The 18,333-nt window shown below is 67.4% G+C and carries 17 protein-coding genes and 1 pseudogene; 11 read left to right on the top strand and 7 right to left on the bottom strand.

The window, feature by feature from the left end; all coding sequences use genetic code 11:
• Positions 1-109 precede the first annotated feature (109 nt).
• Positions 110-679, top strand: coding sequence for a hypothetical protein (locus tag ACM6LU_RS07035; RefSeq protein ID WP_414936718.1), 570 nt, complete (start codon positions 110-112; stop codon positions 677-679).
• A 98-nt stretch (positions 680-777) separates the two neighbouring features.
• Here ACM6LU_RS07035 and ACM6LU_RS07030 read toward each other — a convergent pair whose 3' ends face one another.
• Together ACM6LU_RS07030 and ACM6LU_RS07025 are read right to left on the bottom strand one after the other, a co-directional pair.
• The gene (locus tag ACM6LU_RS07030; RefSeq protein WP_414936717.1) at positions 778-1,242 is read right to left on the bottom strand and encodes an SRPBCC family protein; all 465 of its coding nucleotides are present in this window, start codon (positions 1,240-1,242) and stop codon (positions 778-780) included.
• A 35-nt stretch (positions 1,243-1,277) separates the two neighbouring features.
• A complete protein-coding gene (locus ACM6LU_RS07025; RefSeq protein WP_414936716.1) occupies positions 1,278-3,623 on the bottom strand; it encodes an oxidoreductase in 2,346 nt (781 codons plus the stop codon).
• 308 nt (positions 3,624-3,931) lie between these two features.
• On the opposite strand from ACM6LU_RS07025, the gene ACM6LU_RS07020 reads away from it, so the two are divergent.
• From ACM6LU_RS07020 to ACM6LU_RS07005, 4 genes are read left to right on the top strand one after another with little or no spacing between them, the layout of a single operon-like run.
• Positions 3,932-4,435, top strand: coding sequence for a hypothetical protein (locus tag ACM6LU_RS07020; protein WP_414936715.1), 504 nt, complete (start codon positions 3,932-3,934; stop codon positions 4,433-4,435).
• The gene (locus tag ACM6LU_RS07015; protein WP_414936714.1) at positions 4,436-5,053 is read left to right on the top strand and encodes a DUF3558 domain-containing protein; all 618 of its coding nucleotides are present in this window, start codon (positions 4,436-4,438) and stop codon (positions 5,051-5,053) included. It abuts the gene before it with no gap.
• Positions 5,050-6,252: a hypothetical protein gene (locus tag ACM6LU_RS07010; protein WP_414936713.1), complete on the top strand. Its 1,203-nt coding sequence runs from the start codon at positions 5,050-5,052 to the stop codon at positions 6,250-6,252. Before ACM6LU_RS07015 ends, ACM6LU_RS07010 begins: the two co-directional genes overlap by 4 nt.
• A 2-nt stretch (positions 6,253-6,254) precedes the next feature.
• A complete protein-coding gene (locus ACM6LU_RS07005) occupies positions 6,255-6,998 on the top strand; it encodes an ESX secretion-associated protein EspG (protein WP_414936712.1) in 744 nt (247 codons plus the stop codon).
• Here the strand turns inward: ACM6LU_RS07005 and ACM6LU_RS07000 are convergent.
• The 3 genes from ACM6LU_RS07000 to ACM6LU_RS06990 form a co-directional block, all read right to left on the bottom strand.
• Entirely contained in the window at positions 6,995-7,762 is a 768-nt protein-coding gene (locus tag ACM6LU_RS07000) for an amino acid ABC transporter ATP-binding protein (RefSeq protein ID WP_414936711.1), read from the bottom strand. The two genes, ACM6LU_RS07005 and ACM6LU_RS07000, sit on opposite strands and share 4 nt — an antisense overlap.
• The gene (locus tag ACM6LU_RS06995; RefSeq protein WP_414936710.1) at positions 7,759-8,562 is read right to left on the bottom strand and encodes an amino acid ABC transporter permease; all 804 of its coding nucleotides are present in this window, start codon (positions 8,560-8,562) and stop codon (positions 7,759-7,761) included. The genes ACM6LU_RS07000 and ACM6LU_RS06995 overlap by 4 nt, the downstream gene beginning before the upstream one ends.
• A 70-nt stretch (positions 8,563-8,632) precedes the next feature.
• The gene (locus ACM6LU_RS06990) at positions 8,633-9,448 is read right to left on the bottom strand and encodes a basic amino acid ABC transporter substrate-binding protein (protein WP_414936709.1); all 816 of its coding nucleotides are present in this window, start codon (positions 9,446-9,448) and stop codon (positions 8,633-8,635) included.
• 148 nt (positions 9,449-9,596) lie between these two features.
• Here ACM6LU_RS06990 and ACM6LU_RS06985 point away from each other — a divergent pair, with 148 nt between their 5' ends.
• From ACM6LU_RS06985 to ACM6LU_RS06970, 4 genes and pseudogenes are all read left to right on the top strand, one after another.
• Complete coding sequence (locus ACM6LU_RS06985; protein ID WP_414936708.1) at positions 9,597-11,282, top strand: circularly permuted type 2 ATP-grasp protein; 1,686 nt, start codon at positions 9,597-9,599, stop codon at positions 11,280-11,282.
• 1 nt (position 11,283) lies between these two features.
• Positions 11,284-12,231: an alpha-E domain-containing protein gene (locus ACM6LU_RS06980; protein ID WP_414936707.1), complete on the top strand. Its 948-nt coding sequence runs from the start codon at positions 11,284-11,286 to the stop codon at positions 12,229-12,231.
• Positions 12,228-13,070 (top strand): transglutaminase family protein, encoded by an 843-nt coding sequence (locus ACM6LU_RS06975; protein WP_414936706.1) that lies wholly within the window; start codon positions 12,228-12,230, stop codon positions 13,068-13,070. The genes ACM6LU_RS06980 and ACM6LU_RS06975 overlap by 4 nt, the downstream gene beginning before the upstream one ends.
• A gap of 55 nt (positions 13,071-13,125) precedes the next feature.
• Positions 13,126-13,377, top strand: a pseudogene (locus ACM6LU_RS06970) (ABC transporter substrate-binding protein); the annotation flags it as partial.
• A gap of 20 nt (positions 13,378-13,397) precedes the next feature.
• Here ACM6LU_RS06970 and ACM6LU_RS06965 read toward each other — a convergent pair.
• Both ACM6LU_RS06965 and ACM6LU_RS06960 read right to left on the bottom strand, forming a co-directional pair.
• Positions 13,398-14,255, bottom strand: a complete 858-nt coding sequence (locus ACM6LU_RS06965; RefSeq protein WP_414936705.1) for an alpha/beta fold hydrolase — start codon at positions 14,253-14,255, stop codon at positions 13,398-13,400.
• Between the two features lie 83 nt (positions 14,256-14,338).
• Positions 14,339-15,751, bottom strand: a complete 1,413-nt coding sequence (locus tag ACM6LU_RS06960; protein WP_414937113.1) for a M20/M25/M40 family metallo-hydrolase — start codon at positions 15,749-15,751, stop codon at positions 14,339-14,341.
• Positions 15,752-16,124: 373 nt separating this feature from the next.
• Here ACM6LU_RS06960 and pdhA point away from each other — a divergent pair, with 373 nt between their 5' ends.
• Both pdhA and ACM6LU_RS06950 read left to right on the top strand, forming a co-directional pair.
• Positions 16,125-17,330 (top strand): pyruvate dehydrogenase (acetyl-transferring) E1 component subunit alpha, encoded by a 1,206-nt coding sequence (pdhA, locus tag ACM6LU_RS06955; RefSeq protein WP_414936704.1) that lies wholly within the window; start codon positions 16,125-16,127, stop codon positions 17,328-17,330.
• Between the two features lies 1 nt (position 17,331).
• The gene (locus ACM6LU_RS06950) at positions 17,332-18,324 is read left to right on the top strand and encodes an alpha-ketoacid dehydrogenase subunit beta (protein WP_414936703.1); all 993 of its coding nucleotides are present in this window, start codon (positions 17,332-17,334) and stop codon (positions 18,322-18,324) included.
• Positions 18,325-18,333 lie beyond the last annotated feature (9 nt).

The raw sequence follows: 18,333 nt of genomic DNA, 5'->3' as shown, positions 1-18,333 counted from the left end.
AGGGCTAGCTCACCCCAGGGGAGGAGCCTCATGTGGGTGATGAGGGCACGCGTGGAGGCCACGTTAAAAGAGAAGGCGTCTCCGCGTCGCGCGACTTAGGCTCGAACACATGTCCACAGTTGAGCCCGCCTTCACTCTCAAGGAGGCACGTGACCTCCAGGCGAGCTTGGCCGAACCCGTGCGTCCCGGGTTGAGCGAGGCCGAGCTCGACGACGTCGAAGCACGCTTCGGCTTCCGGTTTGCCGCCGATCACCGGACCTTCCTCACCGCCGGGGTGCCGATCGGCGACCGCTGGCCGGACTGGCGCTGCGGCAACCCCGAACAGTTGCGCAAACGGCTGGATTGGCCGGTCGACGGGGTGCTCTACGACATCGAGCACAACGGCTTCTGGCTGTCGGACTGGGGCCTGCGCCCGATCGAACTCGCCGACGCCCTTTCGCGAGCGCGCTCACATTTGAAGCGTGTTCCACAGCTAGTCCCCGTATGCGGGCATCGGTATCTGCCCGGGATAGCCGGGAGCACGGGATTTCCGGTGCTGTCGGTGTACCAGACCGACATCGTTTACTACGGTTACGACCTACGGGGATACCTGCGACACGACTTCTGCGACCAGCCGCTGGGCCCGCCGCCACCGGGCGGGCCGCGGCAGGTGGAGTTCTGGTCGCGGTTCGTGGATTAGCCGCCGCGTGGACTGAAGCTGACCTCGCTGGTGGCCAGCGTGTGGCGCGACGACCAGCCCGAGGAGGGCGCCTGGTCGGCTCGCTTCGGCGTTGAGGGTCAGGATTCGGCGGTGGCCTTCAGCCGGGCCAGGGTCGCGGCGATGTTCGCCCGGTTGGCGTCGTCCCGCTTCCAGACCCCGGTGAACAGCGACGTCGGACCGCGGAGCCAGCCCGGCCGCCGGTCCCACGCACTCTCGACGGTCACGCAACCGTCTTCCGTGGACTCGATGTCGTACTGCCAGCGCGCCACGGGAAGCCCGGCGAAAGTGGTCACCTCGAACGCGAACCGCCTGCCCTCGTCGGCGTCGGTGATCGTCGACAGGGTGCTCCAGCGGCGGACCCCGCGACGGTTGCGGCCGCGGAACTTCGCGCCGACGGCGACGGTCTTCACGTCGCCCACCCAGCGGTGCCCTTCGTACTCCTCGGCCATCCCCGCGAGCGCGCCCGGGTCGCTGACCAGGGCGTACACCTTCTCGGACGGGGCGGCGATCGCGATCTTGCCGGTGGCGCTGGGCTCGGTCATGACATACCTCCGTACTGAGGGTATGTGAAATACCCTCAGTTGTCCCGCCGGAGCATGCGACTGATACCGGCCGCCACCGTCGTCGCCAGCACCCAGCCCGACGCGGTGAACCCGGCCGCGACCCAGTTGTCCGTACCGTGCATGTACCAGCGCGACTTGTTGCCGAAGTCGACGATCGGGACCAGGAGGTCGACCGTGTACAGCACCGGGTTCCACTGCAGCCCGGTGTCGTCCTGGTTCACGAGGCACCGGGGCCCGCTCACGGTGAGATTGGCTTTGGTGATGCAGTCGTCGACCCCGAGCCCGAACCACAGGCTCCCGAGCACGAGCAACGTCAACAGCCAGCCGAGCGCGCGCACCGGACGGAAGCCGTAGCCGACCATCGATCGCTGCAACCAGCTCCACAAGTGCACGCCGGGTCCGAAGAACTTGAAGCCCTTCGCGAGCGCCACGTACCGGAACTGCTGTTTCTTCAGCAGCACCGTGGAGGCGTGCTCTTCGTTACCGGACGCGCGCAGCGTCGCCGCCAGCTGATCGTAGGGCCCTGGCCGATAGCCGTCCATCGCCTCGCGCAGCAACACGATCCGATGGTCGATCGCCCGGTCGTCGTCGAGGGCGATGTCCTCTTGCAGCGCGTCGTAACGGAAATCCTCCAACTCGATCCCCGCCGCCGACGCCCAGAACGCCTCGTTGTCGCCCAGGGTCCCGCAATGCGCGCGCCGCAGCACGATCCGGCCGTCCGGCGGCGTCGCGGGCGTGAGCAGGAACTCGTCGGCCGAGACATCGCTGCCGTCGAGCGCGATCCCGTGCTGCGGCAGGGAACCGAGCCGCGCGCCACGGAAGTCGACGCGCCGCGCGACCTGGGCGCCGTCGAGGTTGACCCCGCCCTGCGCGATGAACGGGCGTTCCTTGTTCTCGGTGAGGACGAGGTCGCGGCCGATCCGCGCGGTGCGGACGTCCAGCGAGTAACTGGTGTTCGTCCGCGCACCGGGCTCGGTCAGGCTGGTACCGAAGAGGTTCACGCTGCCGCCGACCTCGGCGCCCTGCAGCCGCAGGGTTCCCTGGACGGTCGCGTCGGTGAGCTGGAAGTTGCCCGCGATTTTCGCGCGCCGCGCGGAAAAGACGTCGCGACGGGGATGCAGGAACATCGAATTCCAGGCGAGCACGTTGCCGCCGACGGTGATGTCCGCCATGCGCAACTGTCCCGACGGCACCCGCAGGCTCGTCGCCTCGATGTCACCGCCGATCGTCGTCCCGTCGAGGTGGATCGCGCGGTCGTAGTAAGGAATGCTCTGCCCGCGCACGACCTGGATCTCGGCGCCCGCCAGCCGGAGCGAACCGCCGATCCGCGCGTTGACCATCCGCAGTGTCCCGGTGGCCTGCATACCGTCGCTCAGTTCGAGGTTTCCGTTGACCGTCAACCGATCCGCGACCAGCGCCGGACGCGGGTCGATGTACGGGTCGTTCGACTTCCAGGCGTCCACCACGATCGGCCCGGACTGGTTCACCGACAGCCTGGCCTCCCGCATGACGATGTCACTGTCCACAGTGGCACTCGGCAGGAACACGATCCCACTGGCGGAGAAGCGTTTCCGCTGCGCGGCGGGCCCGTAGTTGTCCACCTCGCACAACAGGCTGCCGCCGATGTGGATCCCGTTCCCGTTGAGCGCGAAGCCGTCCCGGTTGTTCAGCGTCGCACCGGAGAAGTTGACGTTACCGCCGGCCCGCATACCCGGGATGCGGACTTCTCCGTTGGCCACCAGCCGATACGCGAGCAGCGCGCCGACGATGTTGACCCGGTCGGCCTGGATCGCCTTGCCCCGCGGATGGGTGATCACCGTACGGGTCAGCACGACCGAGCCCTCGATGACCGCGTCGGTGAGGTTGACCGCCGCGTTCGGCATCCCGCGCTCGCGATCGTCGCCGCGCTGGACCGTGGTCTCCTCGATCTCGTGCTCGCCGTCGACGTGCACGACACTGCGGATCAGACGGACGTCGTTGCGGGTGCGGAGGTTCCGCGCCTTGAGCCCGGGCAACCAGCACTTGCGGAACACGAGCCCGAGCAGATGTGCCTCGCGAACGTCCGGCGGATGCTCGAACCGGCACCGCTCGAACCGGAACAGGTACTTGATGTCGGCGGCGCGCAGATCGAGCGTCCCGGTGATGTAGGCGTCCTCGACCTGCACGATCGGCGCGTTGGTCGCCTGACGGCGCCACCGGAGCAGACCGGTCGAACCCGGCTTCATCAGCTCGGACGCCGGGACCTCGTACCGCTTGTCGGGGTTCGGGTCGAACGGGTCGAGCGGCGGAAGGACCGCATCGCCGTTCGGCTCCCCTTCCCCCGGATCGCGCGGCCCGTTGTTGCGCCGAAAGCCCGGCATCGTCTCGCTTCCCTCCCCCGTCGTTCCCCTGGCACCAGCGAAGCCGATCACGCAGTGGATTCGCAAGGGGCCCAGGTCAGTAGACCGGAACCTGTCATGGGATCGCGACGGCAGAACAGCCACCGGGGTTCCGGCGCCATACGAAAGGGCTGTTCAGGACAAAAGTTAGGTCGATCCGACATCTTTCGACGGCGATCTTCCGCGATGGGCTGATCGGCGGTTTACCGGCTGCTATGGTCACTGGTTGGAGTCAGAAGCGAACTACGGGTAGGTCGCGCCCCAACGCGGCCCGTGCGGGGAGGCACGTCATGACAGGACCGGGAAGCGGCCCTCAGGGGGTCTACGACCAGATCAACGGGCCAGGGCCGCAAGCACCGCCAACGGGCTCGGGGATGATTCCGGGCGCCGCCGCGGCGCCGCCATCCCAACCGCCACCGAACTATGGCGAGTTGGGCACCGGGCAGGCGAAGACCGACTTCGCCGCCGCCTCGGCGAACGGCGGCTGGGAATTCGACGCCGAAGCCATGGACAACGTCATCAAGCGGCTCCAAGAATGCATCGAACGCGACTTCAGCCGAGCACGCGCCGAAGCCAGCAACCTCACTGGTATCGACGCCATGGGTGCCGAGATCGCGAGTGACGGCTATGTCGCCATGGCGAACGCGTCCGGCGCGGCCTACCAGACCTTTCTCAACGGAGCCGCCGCCTACGCGCAGGCATATATGCAAACCCTGATAGACATCAAGACGGCCTATCAGAATCAAGACCAGGCCGCACTCGACGCGATTCGCTCCATCGGAAAGGCACTTTGAATGCGTTCTCGGTCCGTGGCCACCCTTGCCGCCGTTGTCTCAGCCGCCGCCGTAGTCGCCGGGTGCGGCAGCGAGACCCCGGGTACGCCTGCTCCTGGCCCGACAGCGTCTTCCGCCGCGGAGTCCGGCCTTCCGAGGGCGGGCGCCCCGAAGGTGGGAACTCCTTTGAAGACGACAGCCATCGAAACGAACGCGTGTGAGGCAGCGTCCGAATCGGAGATCAACGGCACCGGCGTGACTTTGAAGACGGCCGAACCGCAGGAGATCGCAGGCGGCAAAGGTTGCCTGTGGATCTTCACGAACACCTCCGGGACGGTGACCGGGAACCTCAATGTCAACGAGCCCGACGGGCTCAGCCACCTCTACGCGCTCAAAGCACAGGGCAGCGGGGTGACGACATTTCAGCCAGTGGCCGACATCGCCGGCTACCCGGCGGTCGTTTACGCCAATGGCGGCGAGGGCGCAGGTGTCTGCAACCTGGCGATCGGCGTACGCGACGACATGATGTACGTCCTGACCACACAACTCTTCAAGGGCAGCCCCAAGTACAACGACGCCTGCGGGCTGCTCACGAAAATCGGCGAGTTCGCTGTCCAGCACCTGAAGGCGGCCCAATGACCTACAGCGGCTGGGAGATCTTCACCAAGCTCAACGCCAACCCCAACACGACCAAGCGACTCGACGCGGCTCAGGTGTCGTCCCACAAGCTGTTGGTCATCCATGAAGACATCAGCAAGGCCATGGGAGACAGCCAGACCGCGTTGAGTTCCTTTTGGAAGGGCGAAGCCGCCGACAGCGGCGCGGCAGGTCTCGCCCCGCTCATCGCGACCTCCAAGATCGCGGGCGAGAACATGGACCGCGCCCGTCAGTCGATGTTCGACCAGAACGCCTCCTTCCATTACACGCGCGGCAACGTCCGCCCGGTGGAGAAGGAGCGCGCCGGGGACAGCGGGCCCGAAGACGTGCTGTCCATCGGTGCCAGTGACGACGAGATCGCGGCCGCGAAGTTCGACGCGGACACCAAGCACAACGTCGAGGTCTACGAGCCGTACTACCAGAGCACCCAGCCACGGCAGCTGACGCTCGCGCCGGTCTATCCGGCCGCGCACGATCCGAACGTCTCCGCCGGACCGATCACGGCGGACCCGGTGGATCCCGGACAGACCAAGGTAAGCGGGTTCAGCGGCGGGTATCCCGGTGGCGACTCGGGACGGCATGGTGGGCCCGGTGGGTACACGGGCGGGCCGAGTTCGTACAGCGCGCCTCCGGGGGCCGAGGGGTATCAGGCGCCGAGGTCGCCGCAGATCTCGCAGCCGCCGAGAATGCCGCAGATGCCGCAACCTCCGCGACCGACGCCGATGCCGTCTCCGCGACCGAACGACCAGACCGGCCTGTCCAGGACGGACCACGGGCCACAGCTGCGTCCAGGGGAGCACCGCCCGCCGAATTTCGGGCCAGGAAGCGGCGGACCCGGCGGCGGATTCGGATCGGGTGGCGGATTCGGGCCCGGCGGCGGATTCGGACCGGGTGGATCGACGGGCGGGCCGGGGAGTATGGGGCCCGGTCGCGGTGTCGGGGCCGGGATGCCCGGCGAAGGCGCGATGCGCGGTCCGGCCGGAACACCCGCGGGTGGCCCGGCGGCAGGCAGGCCCGGCGCTCCCGGAATGGGCGGTATGGGCGCCGGCGCGGGCAAAGGGGGCAAGGGCGGCGAGGACGAGGAGCACCAGCGCAAGATCACGCTGCAGGAAGAGGACGGCGACTCCATCTTCGGCGGCTACGACGGTGACAAGCCGGTTCCGCCGGTGATCGGCGCATAACCGTGCTCCAGAAACCCGTCGAACTGACGCTCCAGACCTACGAAACCCTGCTGGACCAGCATAACCTCGGTGACATCCACCCGACGCTCGTCCGCGGCGCGCGGTGGTACCTGCCCGAGGAACGCCGTGAGCTGGCCGCCACCGCCCAGTCCGAATTGGACAGACAGGGCCTGCTGCGGCGAGGCCGGATCGACGACGAGTTCCTCGACACGCTGCGTTTCCTGCAGCGGCCGGCAGTCGAGTACTACTCGTGGGTGAAGTCCGAGGGGTGCGAACAGACCGTTCGCGCCGCGGGCAGTGGTCGGGAAGCGCTCACCGTCGTCCTGGTCGACAAGGTCGTCTACCTGAAGCCGACCCGGCCGGACACGCTCGCGCAGGACTTCACCGGGCTGCTCCCCGAGGCTCTCCCCGCGCGCACACCGTCCTTGAACTGCGCGGAAGCCGACCTGCAGGTCCTGATGGAGGGCGAAATGCTGACCGGAGGCGGCCCGAGCATCCGCGACGCCAAGAAGATCCTCCGGTGGATCCGGTCGCCGCACACCTTCTTCGGACGACTGTATGTCGCTATCCGTGACGGCGGCGGCAACCGGAAACGCGTGGAGAGACCGCCGGGCTGGATGGACACCGAACAGGGCCGCGTCGTGTTCGGCCCGGACACCAAAGGCTGGGTGAGCCTCATGGGCGCCGGGCCGCACGAAATCGCCGCCAAAGTCGTCCAGCTGGAGTCGCAGCTACGCGGCCGCTAGCCCTGGTGGTTCGGGTTCAAGACCCGCGAGAGGAACGTCTTCGTGCGTTCCTCCTGTGGGTCGCCGATGACCTGGTCCGGCGTGCCCTGTTCGACGACGACGCCGCCGTCCATGAACAGCACGATGTCGGCCACCTCGCGGGCGAACTGCATCTCGTGTGTGACGACGAGCATCGTCATGCCCTCCTGCGCGAGCTGCCGCATGACCGCGAGGACATCGCCGACCAGTTCGGGGTCGAGGGCCGACGTCGGCTCGTCGAACAGCATCACGTCGGGGTCCATCGACAGCGCCCTGGCGATCGCGACCCGCTGCTGCTGACCGCCGGAAAGCTGCAGCGGCAGCGAAGTCTCCTTTTCCGCCAAGCCGACCTTCACCAGATTGTCCCGCGCGATGCGCTCCGCCTCTTCCTTGCCACGCTTCAGAACCTTGCGCTGCGCGACGGTGAGGTTTTCGAGCACGCTCAGGTGCGAGAACAGGTTGAACGACTGGAAGACCATGCCGATTTTCGTGCGGGCGCCGTCGATGTCGACGTCCGGGTCGGTGATCTCGCTGCCGTTGACCACGATCTTGCCCTGCTGCGGTTCCTCGAGGAGGTTGACGCAGCGCAACAGCGTCGACTTACCCGAACCCGAGGGGCCGATGATGCAGACGACCTGACCCCGTTCGACGTGCAGGTCGATGCCCTTGAGCACCTTGAGCTCGCCGAAAGCCTTGTGCAGTCCCGAAACCTTGACGATCGGTCCGGTGTCCGTCTGGGCGCTCATACCGTTCCTCCGCCGGGCACTCCGGCCCCGTATTTCTTTTCGAGCCGCTGCTGCAGGATCGACAGCGGAATCGTGATGACGAGATAACACAGACCGGCCACGACGACCGGCGTCAGTCCCCTGGCCTCGATCAGCGCCTGACGGCTGAACTGCGCCAGTTCCTGCTGCAAGGGCGTGGTGCCGAGCAGGAACGCCAGTGAAGAGTCCTTCGTCAGCATGATCAGCTCGTTGGCCAGCGGCGGCAGGATGATCCGGAACGCCTGCGGGATCACGACGGTGATCATCGTGCGCGCGGGCGACATGCCGAGTGAACGCGCGGCTTCGACCTGTCCGCGTGGCACCGCCTGGATCCCGGCGCGGATGGTCTCCGCCATGTAGGCCGAGGACACGATGCCCAGCGCCAGCATGATCGCGATGTTGCGCGGCAGGTTCGTGTTGAAGGCCGTCGGCACCCCGATGCCGACGGCGATGAAGATCAGCAGCGCGGGCAGGCCGCGGAAGAACTCGATGTACCCGCGCGCCACCCAGCGGTACGGGGCGACCGAGGAAAGTCTCATGAGGGCGAGCAGCAGGCCCAGCCCGAGACCGAGCACGAAGCCCAGTGTGGTGAAGACGATGGTGTTCTTCAGTGCGACGGTGATGACGTCCGGGAACTGGTTGGCGGCGACCTCGAGATCGAAGAACGCCTTGCCGATCTTGCTCCAGTCGGCCAGTAGCGCGAGCACGATGACGATCACCAGCAGCAGGCTGTATTGCCCGGTTCGGAACGCCGAACGTCGCTGGCGGCGGCTCAAAGCCATTTCTCTCCTCAACCAAGTGGCGACAAACCGGTGGCCGGTGCACTGGGCACCGGCCACCGGAGACGGATTATCAGCCGGCGGTCGGGCCGCCCGGCTGCCAGGCCGGGGCCTTGCCGAACCACTTCTGGTAGATCTGCGCGTAAGAGCCGTCCGCCACGGACGCCTTCAGCACCTCGTTGATCTGGGCGAGCAGGGCGGTGTTGCCCTTCTTCACACCGATTCCGTAGAACTCGTTCGTCTTGAACTCCGTGACGACCGTGGTGTCCGGGTTCGTCTTCGCGAAGTCGTAGAGGACGCCGTTGTCGTTGACGCCCGCGTCGATCGTTCCGTTCTTGACGGCTTGCTCCAGCAGCGCGAGGTCGTCGAACGTGACGATCTCGGCGCCCTTGGCCTCCTTCTCCGCGTACTTGGCGCCGGTGGTGGCCGACTGGACACCGATCTTCTTGCCCGCGACGCCGGTGAGGTCCTTGACCGGCGAACCGGTCTTGACCAGCAGTGCCTGGGTCGCCTCGAAGTACGGGTCGGAGAAGTCGAACTTCTGCTTGCGCTCGTCGGTGATCGTCATGCCTGCCGCGGCCAGATCGCACTGTCCGCTGTTCATCGATTCGCCGGACTCGATGTTCTCGAAGGCGATGTCGACGATGCTCTGCTCGACACCCAGCTTCTTGCCGACCAGGTCGACCAGGTCGACGTCGAAGCCGACGACCTTGTCGCCCTGCTTGACCTGGAACGGCTGGTAGGGCAGGTGCGTGCAGGTGGTGACCTTGCCGGACGCGACGAGTTGGACGCCGCCGGCCGCGGTTCCGCCTTCCTCGCCGCACGCGGACAGCGCGCCCGCGGCTAGGGCGAGCGCCGGGATCAGGGCGAGCGCTTTGAATCGGGCCACGTCGTCACTCCTTGTAGTTCCCATGTGTCGAGAGCACGCATATTGCCACTCATCCGGCGGCAAGCACAGCACTACGACGTTACAGCGCCGTTTCGGCCGTTACTGGTCAGCCGTCGGGTATCGCGCCGACATGGCAAGGTGAGTGAGTATGGCGACCATGAACAACAACTCGGCGCCGCGCCTTCCACCGGCCGGACGCCGCCCCCGCGCCACCACTTCGGCGGGGCGGGCGGCGAAACCCCGGGCGTCGAAACCCGGAGCGCAGTTCGACGGCTATCTCTCGCCGTCACGGCCGCACGCGGGCGCGTACGACGAGATGTTCACCGCCGACGGCACGGTCCGCCAGCCGTACCGGGCGCTGTACGAGTCGATCTCCGCACTGACCTCGGCGGACCTTTCGTCCCGCTCAGCGGCGATCGACCGGGCCATGGTGGATCAGGGCATCACGTTCTCGCTGTCCGGCCAGGAACGGCCGTTCCCGCTCGACCTGGTGCCGCGGGTGATCACTTCGGCCGAATGGAGCAAACTCGAACGTGGTGTGGCGCAACGGGTCCGCGCGCTCGAAGCGTTTCTCGCCGACATCTACGGCGACCGGCAGATCCTGCGCGAAGGCGTTCTGCCGCGACGGCTGATCACCTCGTGTGCGCATTTCCAGCGTGAGGCGTTCGGGATCAACCCGCCCAACGGCGTCCGCATCCACGTGTCCGGTGTGGACCTGGTGCGCGACGAGGAGGGCACGTTCCGGGTGCTGGAGGACAACCTCCGGAACCCGTCCGGCGTGTCGTACGTGATGGAGAATCGCCGCACGATGGCGCGCGTGTTCCCGGATCTGTTCGCCCAGCACCGGGTCCGCCCGGTCGGTGACTACACCTCGCATCTGCTGCGCGCGCTGCGGGCGGCGGCCGCGGCGAACGTCGCCGATCCGATGGTCGTCGTGCTCACCCCCGGTGTGCACAACTCCGCCTACTTCGAGCATTCGCTGCTGGCCCGGCTGATGGGCGTCGAACTGGTCGAAGGTCGCGACATGTTCTGCCGCGACAACGTCGTCTACCTGCGCACCACCGAGGGCGAACAGCAGGTCGACGTCATCTACCGGCGGATCGACGACGAGTTCCTGGATCCGGTGCACTACCGGCCGGATTCCGTACTCGGCGTCGCCGGGATCCTCAACGCGGCCCGCGCGGGCAACGTGGTGATCGCGAACGCGGTCGGCAACGGCGTCGGTGACGACAAGCTCGTCTACACCTACGTGCCCGAGATGGTGAAGTACTACCTCGACGAGAAACCGCTGCTGCCCAATGTGGACACCTTTCGCTGCTGGCTGCCGGACGAGTTCGACTACGTCATGCAGCATACGGAAGAGCTGGTCATCAAACCGGTCGAAGGCTCCGGCGGGTACGGCATCGTGTTCGGACCGGACGCGACGCAGGCCGAACTGGCCGCGCTGAAGCGGAAGGTCCGGGCGTACAAACGCGGCTGGATCGCCCAGCCCGTCGTCCAGCTGTCCACCGTACCGTCCAAAGTGGACGACCGACTGGCGCCGCGGCACGTCGACCTGCGCCCGTTCGCGGTCAACGACGGCAAGGACATCTTCGTCGTGCCGGGCGGCCTGACCAGGGTCGCGCTCCCGGAGGGCAGCCTGATGGTCAACTCGTCGCAGGGCGGCGGGTCCAAGGACACCTGGGTACTGGCGCCGCGGTCCTCCACGGCGGAGCGGGAGCTGGAACGGCCCGCACTCGGCGAGCTGTCCCATGTGGATGGTCTGGTCGCCGAACAGGGCCCCGAGCTGACCACGACCCAGCAACAACAGCAGCAACAGGCACAGGGAGGTTGATGTGCTCGCCCGCAACGCGGAATCGCTGTACTGGATCGGCCGGTACGTCGAACGCGCCGATGACACCTCCCGGATCCTCAATGTCGCGGTGCATCAGCTGCTCGAAGACGCGAGCGTCGACTCGGACCACGCGAGCCGCCAACTGCTCGCTGTCCTCGGCATCTCGCCGGAGGGCGTGGACTCGCTCGACGTGTGGAAGCTGACCGAGCTGGTCGCCTACGCCAAGGACAACCCGGCGTCGATCGTCGGTTCGATCAACTCGGCCCGCGAGAACACGCGCGGTGCCCGCGAGGTCGTCTCGACCGAGCTGTGGGAATGCCTCAACGCGACGTGGAACGCGGTGCCGGACAGGCAGCGGTACGCGCGCCGGGCGGGGCCGCACGCTTTCCTTTCCTTCGTGGAGGAGCGCGCGGCGATGTTCGCCGGGCTCGCGGATTCCACGATGAGCCGTGACGACGGCTGGCTGTTCATGGTGCTCGGCCGCTCGGTCGAGCGCGCGGACATGGTGGTGCGGCTGCTGCTTTCGCGGGTCCAGGACAGCGCGTCCTCGCCTGGCTGGATCACCGTGCTCCGCTCGGCCGGCGCGCAGGACACCTACCTGCGGACCTACCGCGGCGCACTCGACGCCGGCCGTGTCGTGCAGTTCCTGATGCGGGACACGCTGTTCCCGCGGTCGGTGTTCCACGCGCTGCGCCAGGCCGAGGAATGCCTGGAGCGGCTGGACCCCGGCGTCAGCTCGCGTGCCAACGAGAAGTCCGAAGCGCTGCGGCAACTCGGTCGCGCCCGCAGTGAGCTGGAGTTCCTGCGGCAGTCAGATCTGCTGGACGACCTGCCGAAACGGCTCGGCGCCCTGCAGACTGAGATCAAGGACATCGGCGACGCGGTTTCGGTGCAGTACTTCCATTCGTCGCCGTGGGTGGCCTGGAGCGGTGCGGAGGTTTCGCTGTGACCTGGCAGCTTCGGGTGGCTCACCGGACGGGATACCGGTACGCGACGCCGGCCACGCAGTCGTACAACGAGGCGCGGCTGACCCCGCGATCCGACCGGCGGCAGACCACGGTCGTGAACCGGGTCGAGACGACGCCGGCGACCCGCGCCTACCGGTACACGGATTACTGGGGCACCGTCGTGACCTCGTTCGACCTTCACGCGCCGCACACCGAGTTCACCGTGCTCGCGACGTCGGTGGTCGAGACCGCCGACGAAGGCGAGCCGATCCGTTCGGCGTCGTGGAAGGACCTGCGCGGCGACACCGTGGTCGACCACCGCACCGAGTATTTGACGCCGACGCCGTACACACCAAAAGATCCGGAGCTGACGAAGGTCGCGCGCGAACTGCGGAAGGGGCTCGACCCGGCAGAGGCCGTGCTCGCGATCTGCGGCTGGGTCAACGAACAGCTCAAGTACCAGCCCGGAACGACCGGCGTGCACAGCACGGCGACCGACGCCTGGCGTGCGCGCGAAGGGGTTTGCCAGGACTTCGCCCACGTGACGCTGGTGATGCTGCGCGCGATCGGCGTCCCGGCGCGGTACGTCTCCGGGTACCTGCACACGAAACCGGAGGCGAAACTCGGCGAGACGGTCGAAGGCGAAAGCCATGCCTGGGTCGACGTCTGGACCGGCGGCTGGTGGGCCTACGACCCGACGAACGCGATCCCGGTCGGCACGAGGCACGTCTGGGTCGCGTACGGGCGGGACTACGCCGACGTCGCGCCGCTCAAGGGCATCTTCACCGGCGGCGGGCAGTCCACTTTGGACGTCTCGGTGCAGCTGACCCGGCTGACGTGAGCCGTCAGGCCCGAACTTCGTCACGCCAAAGGCTCCGGACGACAGCCAGGGCGGGTACTACCAGCAGATCAGCTGGGAGAACATCGGCAAGTATCCGGCCGACGTGATCATGTACGACAACCGCGGCGGTTCGCTTTCGCTGGGCCCGGCCGGGCTCGGCGGCGTGCCGACCTGGGCGCAGCTGCCCGCGGTGAAGGCCGGGAAGCTGATCCCCTGGAACAACGAGACACCGTTCTCCCACCAGCGCTTCACGCCGCAGCTGACGGAACCCACCGCCGCGCTGAACAAGTTCGCCCAAGTCGCGTGATCAGACGTGAGCATGTGTCGCTAGGCCAGGAATTCGCGTAGCGCCGCCGCGAGGTCTGCCGGGTTGTCCTCGGCCATGTGGTGGCCGGACTCGATGGCGAAACCGCGGACGTCCTCGGCCCATTCGCGCCAGACCGCGATCGGGTCGCCGTACAGATCGGCCATGTCGTCGCGACTGGACCACAACATGAGGAGGGGACAGGCGAGTTTCCGCCCGGCCGCCTTGTCGGCGTCATCGGCGTCGCGGTCTGGACCGAGGCCCGCGCGGTAGTCCTCGAGCATCGCGTGGACGGTCTCGGGATCGTGGATCGCGCGCAGGAAGTCGGCGTGGTTCTCGGCACCCATCACGCCGGGATCGCCGCCGTACCAGGCGTCCGGATCCGCGTTGATCACCCGCTCAGCGGGTTTCGCGAGCTGGCCGAAGAAGAACCAGTGCCACCATTTCCGCGCGAAGTTCGCATCGGCGCGGGCGAGCGCTTCGCCGATCGGGACGCCGTCGAGGATGACCAGCTTGGTGACGTTCTCGGGGTGGTCCACCGCCAGCCGGTGCGCGACGTAGCTGCCGCGATCGTGGCCTGCGACGGCGAACCGCTCGTGTCCGAGATGCCGCATGAGCGCGACGACGTCGTTCGCCATGGCGCGCTTCGAGTGCGCGGAGTGGTCTTCGGTGCTCGCGGGCTTCGAGGACTGGCCGTAGCCACGGAGATCCGGGCAGACGACGGTGAACGCGTCCGAGAGCCGGGGCGCGACGTCGTACCAGGTGGTGTGGGTGCGGGGATGTCCATGGAGGAGGACCAGAGGCGGTCCTGAACCGCCGTGACGGACCCTGAGGGTCACTTCGCCGACGTCGGCCTCTTCGAGCTTGAATCCCTCGAACATGACCCTCCCGAGATGAGATGAACGGGACTTTCCTTGCAAATTGTGCAAGGAAAGTCCCGTTCATCACAGCCTGAACGAGGAAATCAGCTCCGGGCGTGCGCGTCCAGGATGTGCGCGACCGCTTCGGTGACCCGCTGCGCGAAGTCGATGTTCAGCCACTCGTCCGGCACGTGGATGTTCGAGTCCGGCCCGCAAGCGCCGGTGACCACGAACTGCGCCTCCGGGTACTTCTCGCCGAGCAGCCCCATGAACGGGATCGACCCGCCCATGCCGTAGCTCTTGTGCGGCGCGCCGAAGACCTCGCCGCTCACGCGGTGCAGGACGTCGTCGAGCCACGGGGCGCTGACGGGCGCGTTCCAGCCGTTCTCGGCCTGGAACCCGCCCAGCTCGACCGAAGCGTCGTAAGGGACGTCGGTGGTGAGCACGCGGCGGACCGCCTCCATCGCGGCCGGCGCGTCGGCGGTCGGTGGCAGCCGGAAGCTCAGCGTGAGCGTGGTGCTGTCGCGCAGCACGTTGCCCGCGTCGGCCGGGAGCGGGAAGCCCTCCGCGCCGATCACCGAAAGCGTCGGCCGCCACGAGTTGTTGAGCAGCAGTTCGAGGTCGTCGTCGGACATCGGGCGACCGACCACCGGGAAGAGCTTCTTCGCCGCGCCGGGCGCGATCTCGACGACACCGCGAGCCTCGTCGACGCGGTTCTCCGGAATCTCGACGCTCAGTTCGGCGAGCTTGATCTCGCCGGTCTCGACGTCCTCGATCCGGTCGATCAGGGCACGCAGCACGCGGAACGAACTCGCCACGATGCCGCTGGCCATGCCGGAGTGCTGCGCCGATTCGAGCACGCGGACGGTGACGTTGAGGTGCAGCATCCCGCGCAGACTGGTGGTCAGCCACAGCCGCTCGTAGTCCGTGCCGCCCGCGTCGAGGCAGACGACCAGCGAGACGGTGCCGAGCCGCTCCTTCAGGTGCTCGAGGTACGCCGGCAGGTCCGGACTGCCGGACTCCTCACCGGTCTCGAGCAGCACGACCGCGCGGGAGTGCTTACCACCGGCGGCGCGTACGGCCTCGATCGCCGTGGTCGCCGCGTAGCCGGAGTAGCCGTCGTCGACCGCGCCGCGGCCGTACAACCGGCCGTCGCGGATCACCGGCGTCCACGGGTCGAGCCCCTCGGACCAGCCTCCGACCGGCGGCTGCTTGTCGAGGTGCCCGTACATCAGCACGGTGCCCTTGTCGGCCGCTTCGGACGTCGCCGGGATGTCGACGACCAAGAGCGGGCTGCGGCCTTCGAGTTCCACGACCTCGAGCGTCGCGCCGGGGATCTCCCGGGCGGCGATCCAGGAGCGGACGTGCTCGACGGCACCGGCCAGATGGCCGTTCGCCGCCCACTCGGCGTCGAACGCCGGTGACAACGCCGGGATCGCCACCAGGCCGGACAAGCTGGGAAGGACGTCGTGCGCCCAGTTCGAAACCACGGTTTCGCGTACGGATTTCTGCTCCACGTCCGCCATCCTGCCACGGTTTCACGAGGGTGTTGTGGGTCACAGCGGCGGGCACGGATCGTCATCGCGCAAGCGGGGCGCTACGCCCATCGGGGCTCACCGCCCGCTGGTCGGGGCGCGGGTGAAACCCCTACTTTCGGCGGCCCCACACTCGGGAGTCCTAGCATTTTCCCTGATCAGGCACTCTTTCTCAGCAACAAATCAGCATCCGCCACTGACCAAAACGGCGTCCGGCATGCCAGGATGTGCGCACGAACCGTCAACGCCGATGGTGACCCAGCGCTTCAGATCCGACGTGCTGGTCCCCGCCGGCGCAGTCACTGTGGCCGCCACAAGTGGCCGCCAGAGGCGCCGACATCAAGGAGAGCAGCTCATGCCGTCCGAACACTGGACGCACCCGGAACCTGGAGATGGTCCCGCCGCCGTATCGGCGCAACCGTCCCCTGAACAGGTGATCGCCGGTTTGCGAGCAACGAGTGAAGGTGGCGCTGAGCTGACTCAGCTGCTCACCCCCGAAGGCGAACGGATCCCCTCGCCGCGATTCGACCGGTATGTCGACGACATCGACTCCGAAGCCCTTCGCGGCCTCTATCGCGACATGGTTTTGGTCCGCCGCGCGGACCGCGAGGCCAACGCGATGCAGCGCCAGGGCCAGCTCGGCATCTGGGTCCCGCTGCTCGGCCAGGAGGCCGCGCAGATCGGCTCCGGTCGCGCGTTGCGGAAGGGGGACATGGCGTTTCCCAGCTATCGCGAACACGGCGTCGCGTACGCCCGCGGTGTCGACCTCAAAGAGGTGCTCGGCATCTTCCGCTGCACCGACCACGGCGGCTGGGACTACCAGGCCCACGGCTTCCACCCGTACACCATCGTGATCGGCAACCAGGTGCTCAACGCCGCCGGTTACGCGATGGGCCAGAAGTTCGAGGGCAAGGTCGGCGACGACGACGGCGAGGCCACCATCTGTTACTTCGGTGACGGAGCGACTTCGCAGGGCGACGTGCACGAGGGCTTCGTCTGGGCCGCCGTCTACGACGCACCGCTCGTGTTCTTCTGCCAGAACAACCAGTGGGCGATCTCGGAACCCACCGAACGCCAGTCACGCCTGCCGCTGTACCAGCGCGCCCGCGGCTACGGCTTCCCCGGCATCCGCGTGGACGGCAACGACGTCCTCGCCTGCCTCGCGGTCTCCCGCTGGGCGCTGGAGGAGTGCCGCCACGGCAACGGCCCGGTGCTGATCGAGGCGTTCACCTACCGGATGGACGCGCACACCACCACCGACGACCCCACCCGCTACCGGCTCTCCGACGAGCTGGAGGAGTGGAAGCTGAAGGACCCGATCGAGCGTGTCCGGGCGTACCTCGCCCGCGGTGGCGGCGCCGACCAGGCGTTCTTCGACCAGGTGCAGGCCGATTCGGACGCCTTCGCGGCCGAGCTGCGCGAGTACTGCTTCAACATGCCCGAACCGCCTCCCGAGCGGATCTTCTCCAACGTCTACACGGAATCCACGCCACTGCTGGACGCGCAGCGTGAAGAGTTCCTGTCCTATATGGACGGTTTCGTCGAGGCGGGTGAGCACTGAGATGAGCGACCTCCAGAAACTCACCATCGGCAAGGCGATCAACCTCGGCCTCCGGCGTGCCATGGAAGCCGACCCCAAGGTCCTGATCATGGGTGAGGACGTCGGCAAGCTCGGCGGCGTCTTCCGCATCACCGACGGCCTGCAGAAGGACTTCGGCGAGCAGCGCGTGCTGGACACGCCGCTCGCCGAGTCGGGCATCATCGGCACCGCGGTCGGCCTGGCCGTCCGCGGCTTCCGCCCGGTGTGCGAGATCCAGTTCGAAGGCTTCATCTTCCCCGGCTTCGACCAGATCGTGAGCCAGGTGGCGAAGCTGCACTACCGGACGCAGGGCAAGGTCAGGATGCCCATCGTGATCCGGGTGCCGTTCGGCGGCGGCATCGGCGCGGTCGAGCACCACTCGGAGTCGCCGGAATCGCTGTTCTCGCACGTCCCCGGCCTCAAGGTCGTCTCGTGCTCGAACGCCGTCGACGCCTACTTCATGATCCAGCAGGCCATCAAGTCCGACGACCCGATCCTGTTCTTCGAGCCGAAGAAGCTGTACCACTCCGGCGCGATGAAGGCCGAAGTCGACACGGAAGGCACGCCGGACGCGCTGTTCAAATCCCGCGTCGTCCGCGAAGGCACCACGGCCACCGTCGTCGCGTACGGCCCTTCGGTGAAGGTCGCGCTTGACGCGGCCGCCGCCGCCGAGGACGAGGGCAAGTCCCTCGAGGTCATCGACCTGCGGACGCTGTCCCCGCTGGACCTGGACCCGGTGTTCGAGTCGGTGCGCAAGACCGGACGACTCATCGCGCTGAGCGAGGCGCCGTCGGAGACGTCGCTGACTTCGGAGATCGCCGCGCGCGTGCAGCAGGAATGCTTCTACTCGCTCGAAGCCCCCGTGCTCCGGGTGACCGGATTCGACACGCCGTACCCGCCCGCCAAGCTCGAGGAGCACTACCTCCCCGACCTGGACCGGGTGCTGCACACCGTCGACCGCTCACTCGCCTGGTAAGGGGGAATT

This window comes from Amycolatopsis sp. cmx-11-51, assembly GCF_047608665.1.
Classification (GTDB): domain Bacteria; phylum Actinomycetota; class Actinomycetes; order Mycobacteriales; family Pseudonocardiaceae; genus Amycolatopsis.
This window is presented reverse-complemented; position numbering and strand designations above follow the sequence as displayed.

Excerpts from the sequence above, each read along its gene's own strand:
- ACM6LU_RS06965 (WP_414936705.1), bottom strand. The coding sequence starts at position 14,255 with ATGTTCGAGGGATTCAAGCTCGAAGAGGCCGACGTCGGCGAAGTGACC.
- ACM6LU_RS07010 (WP_414936713.1), top strand. The coding sequence starts at position 5,050 with ATGACCTACAGCGGCTGGGAGATCTTCACCAAGCTCAACGCCAACCCC.
- ACM6LU_RS07015 (WP_414936714.1), top strand. The coding sequence starts at position 4,436 with ATGCGTTCTCGGTCCGTGGCCACCCTTGCCGCCGTTGTCTCAGCCGCC.
- ACM6LU_RS06985 (WP_414936708.1), top strand. The coding sequence starts at position 9,597 with ATGGCGACCATGAACAACAACTCGGCGCCGCGCCTTCCACCGGCCGGA.
- ACM6LU_RS07020 (WP_414936715.1), top strand. The coding sequence starts at position 3,932 with ATGACAGGACCGGGAAGCGGCCCTCAGGGGGTCTACGACCAGATCAAC.
- ACM6LU_RS07035 (WP_414936718.1), top strand. The coding sequence starts at position 110 with ATGTCCACAGTTGAGCCCGCCTTCACTCTCAAGGAGGCACGTGACCTC.
- ACM6LU_RS06995 (WP_414936710.1), bottom strand. The coding sequence starts at position 8,562 with ATGGCTTTGAGCCGCCGCCAGCGACGTTCGGCGTTCCGAACCGGGCAA.
- ACM6LU_RS07025 (WP_414936716.1), bottom strand. The coding sequence starts at position 3,623 with ATGCCGGGCTTTCGGCGCAACAACGGGCCGCGCGATCCGGGGGAAGGG.
- ACM6LU_RS06950 (WP_414936703.1), top strand. The coding sequence starts at position 17,332 with ATGAGCGACCTCCAGAAACTCACCATCGGCAAGGCGATCAACCTCGGC.
- pdhA (WP_414936704.1), top strand. The coding sequence starts at position 16,125 with ATGCCGTCCGAACACTGGACGCACCCGGAACCTGGAGATGGTCCCGCC.
- ACM6LU_RS07000 (WP_414936711.1), bottom strand. The coding sequence starts at position 7,762 with ATGAGCGCCCAGACGGACACCGGACCGATCGTCAAGGTTTCGGGACTG.
- ACM6LU_RS07030 (WP_414936717.1), bottom strand. The coding sequence starts at position 1,242 with ATGACCGAGCCCAGCGCCACCGGCAAGATCGCGATCGCCGCCCCGTCC.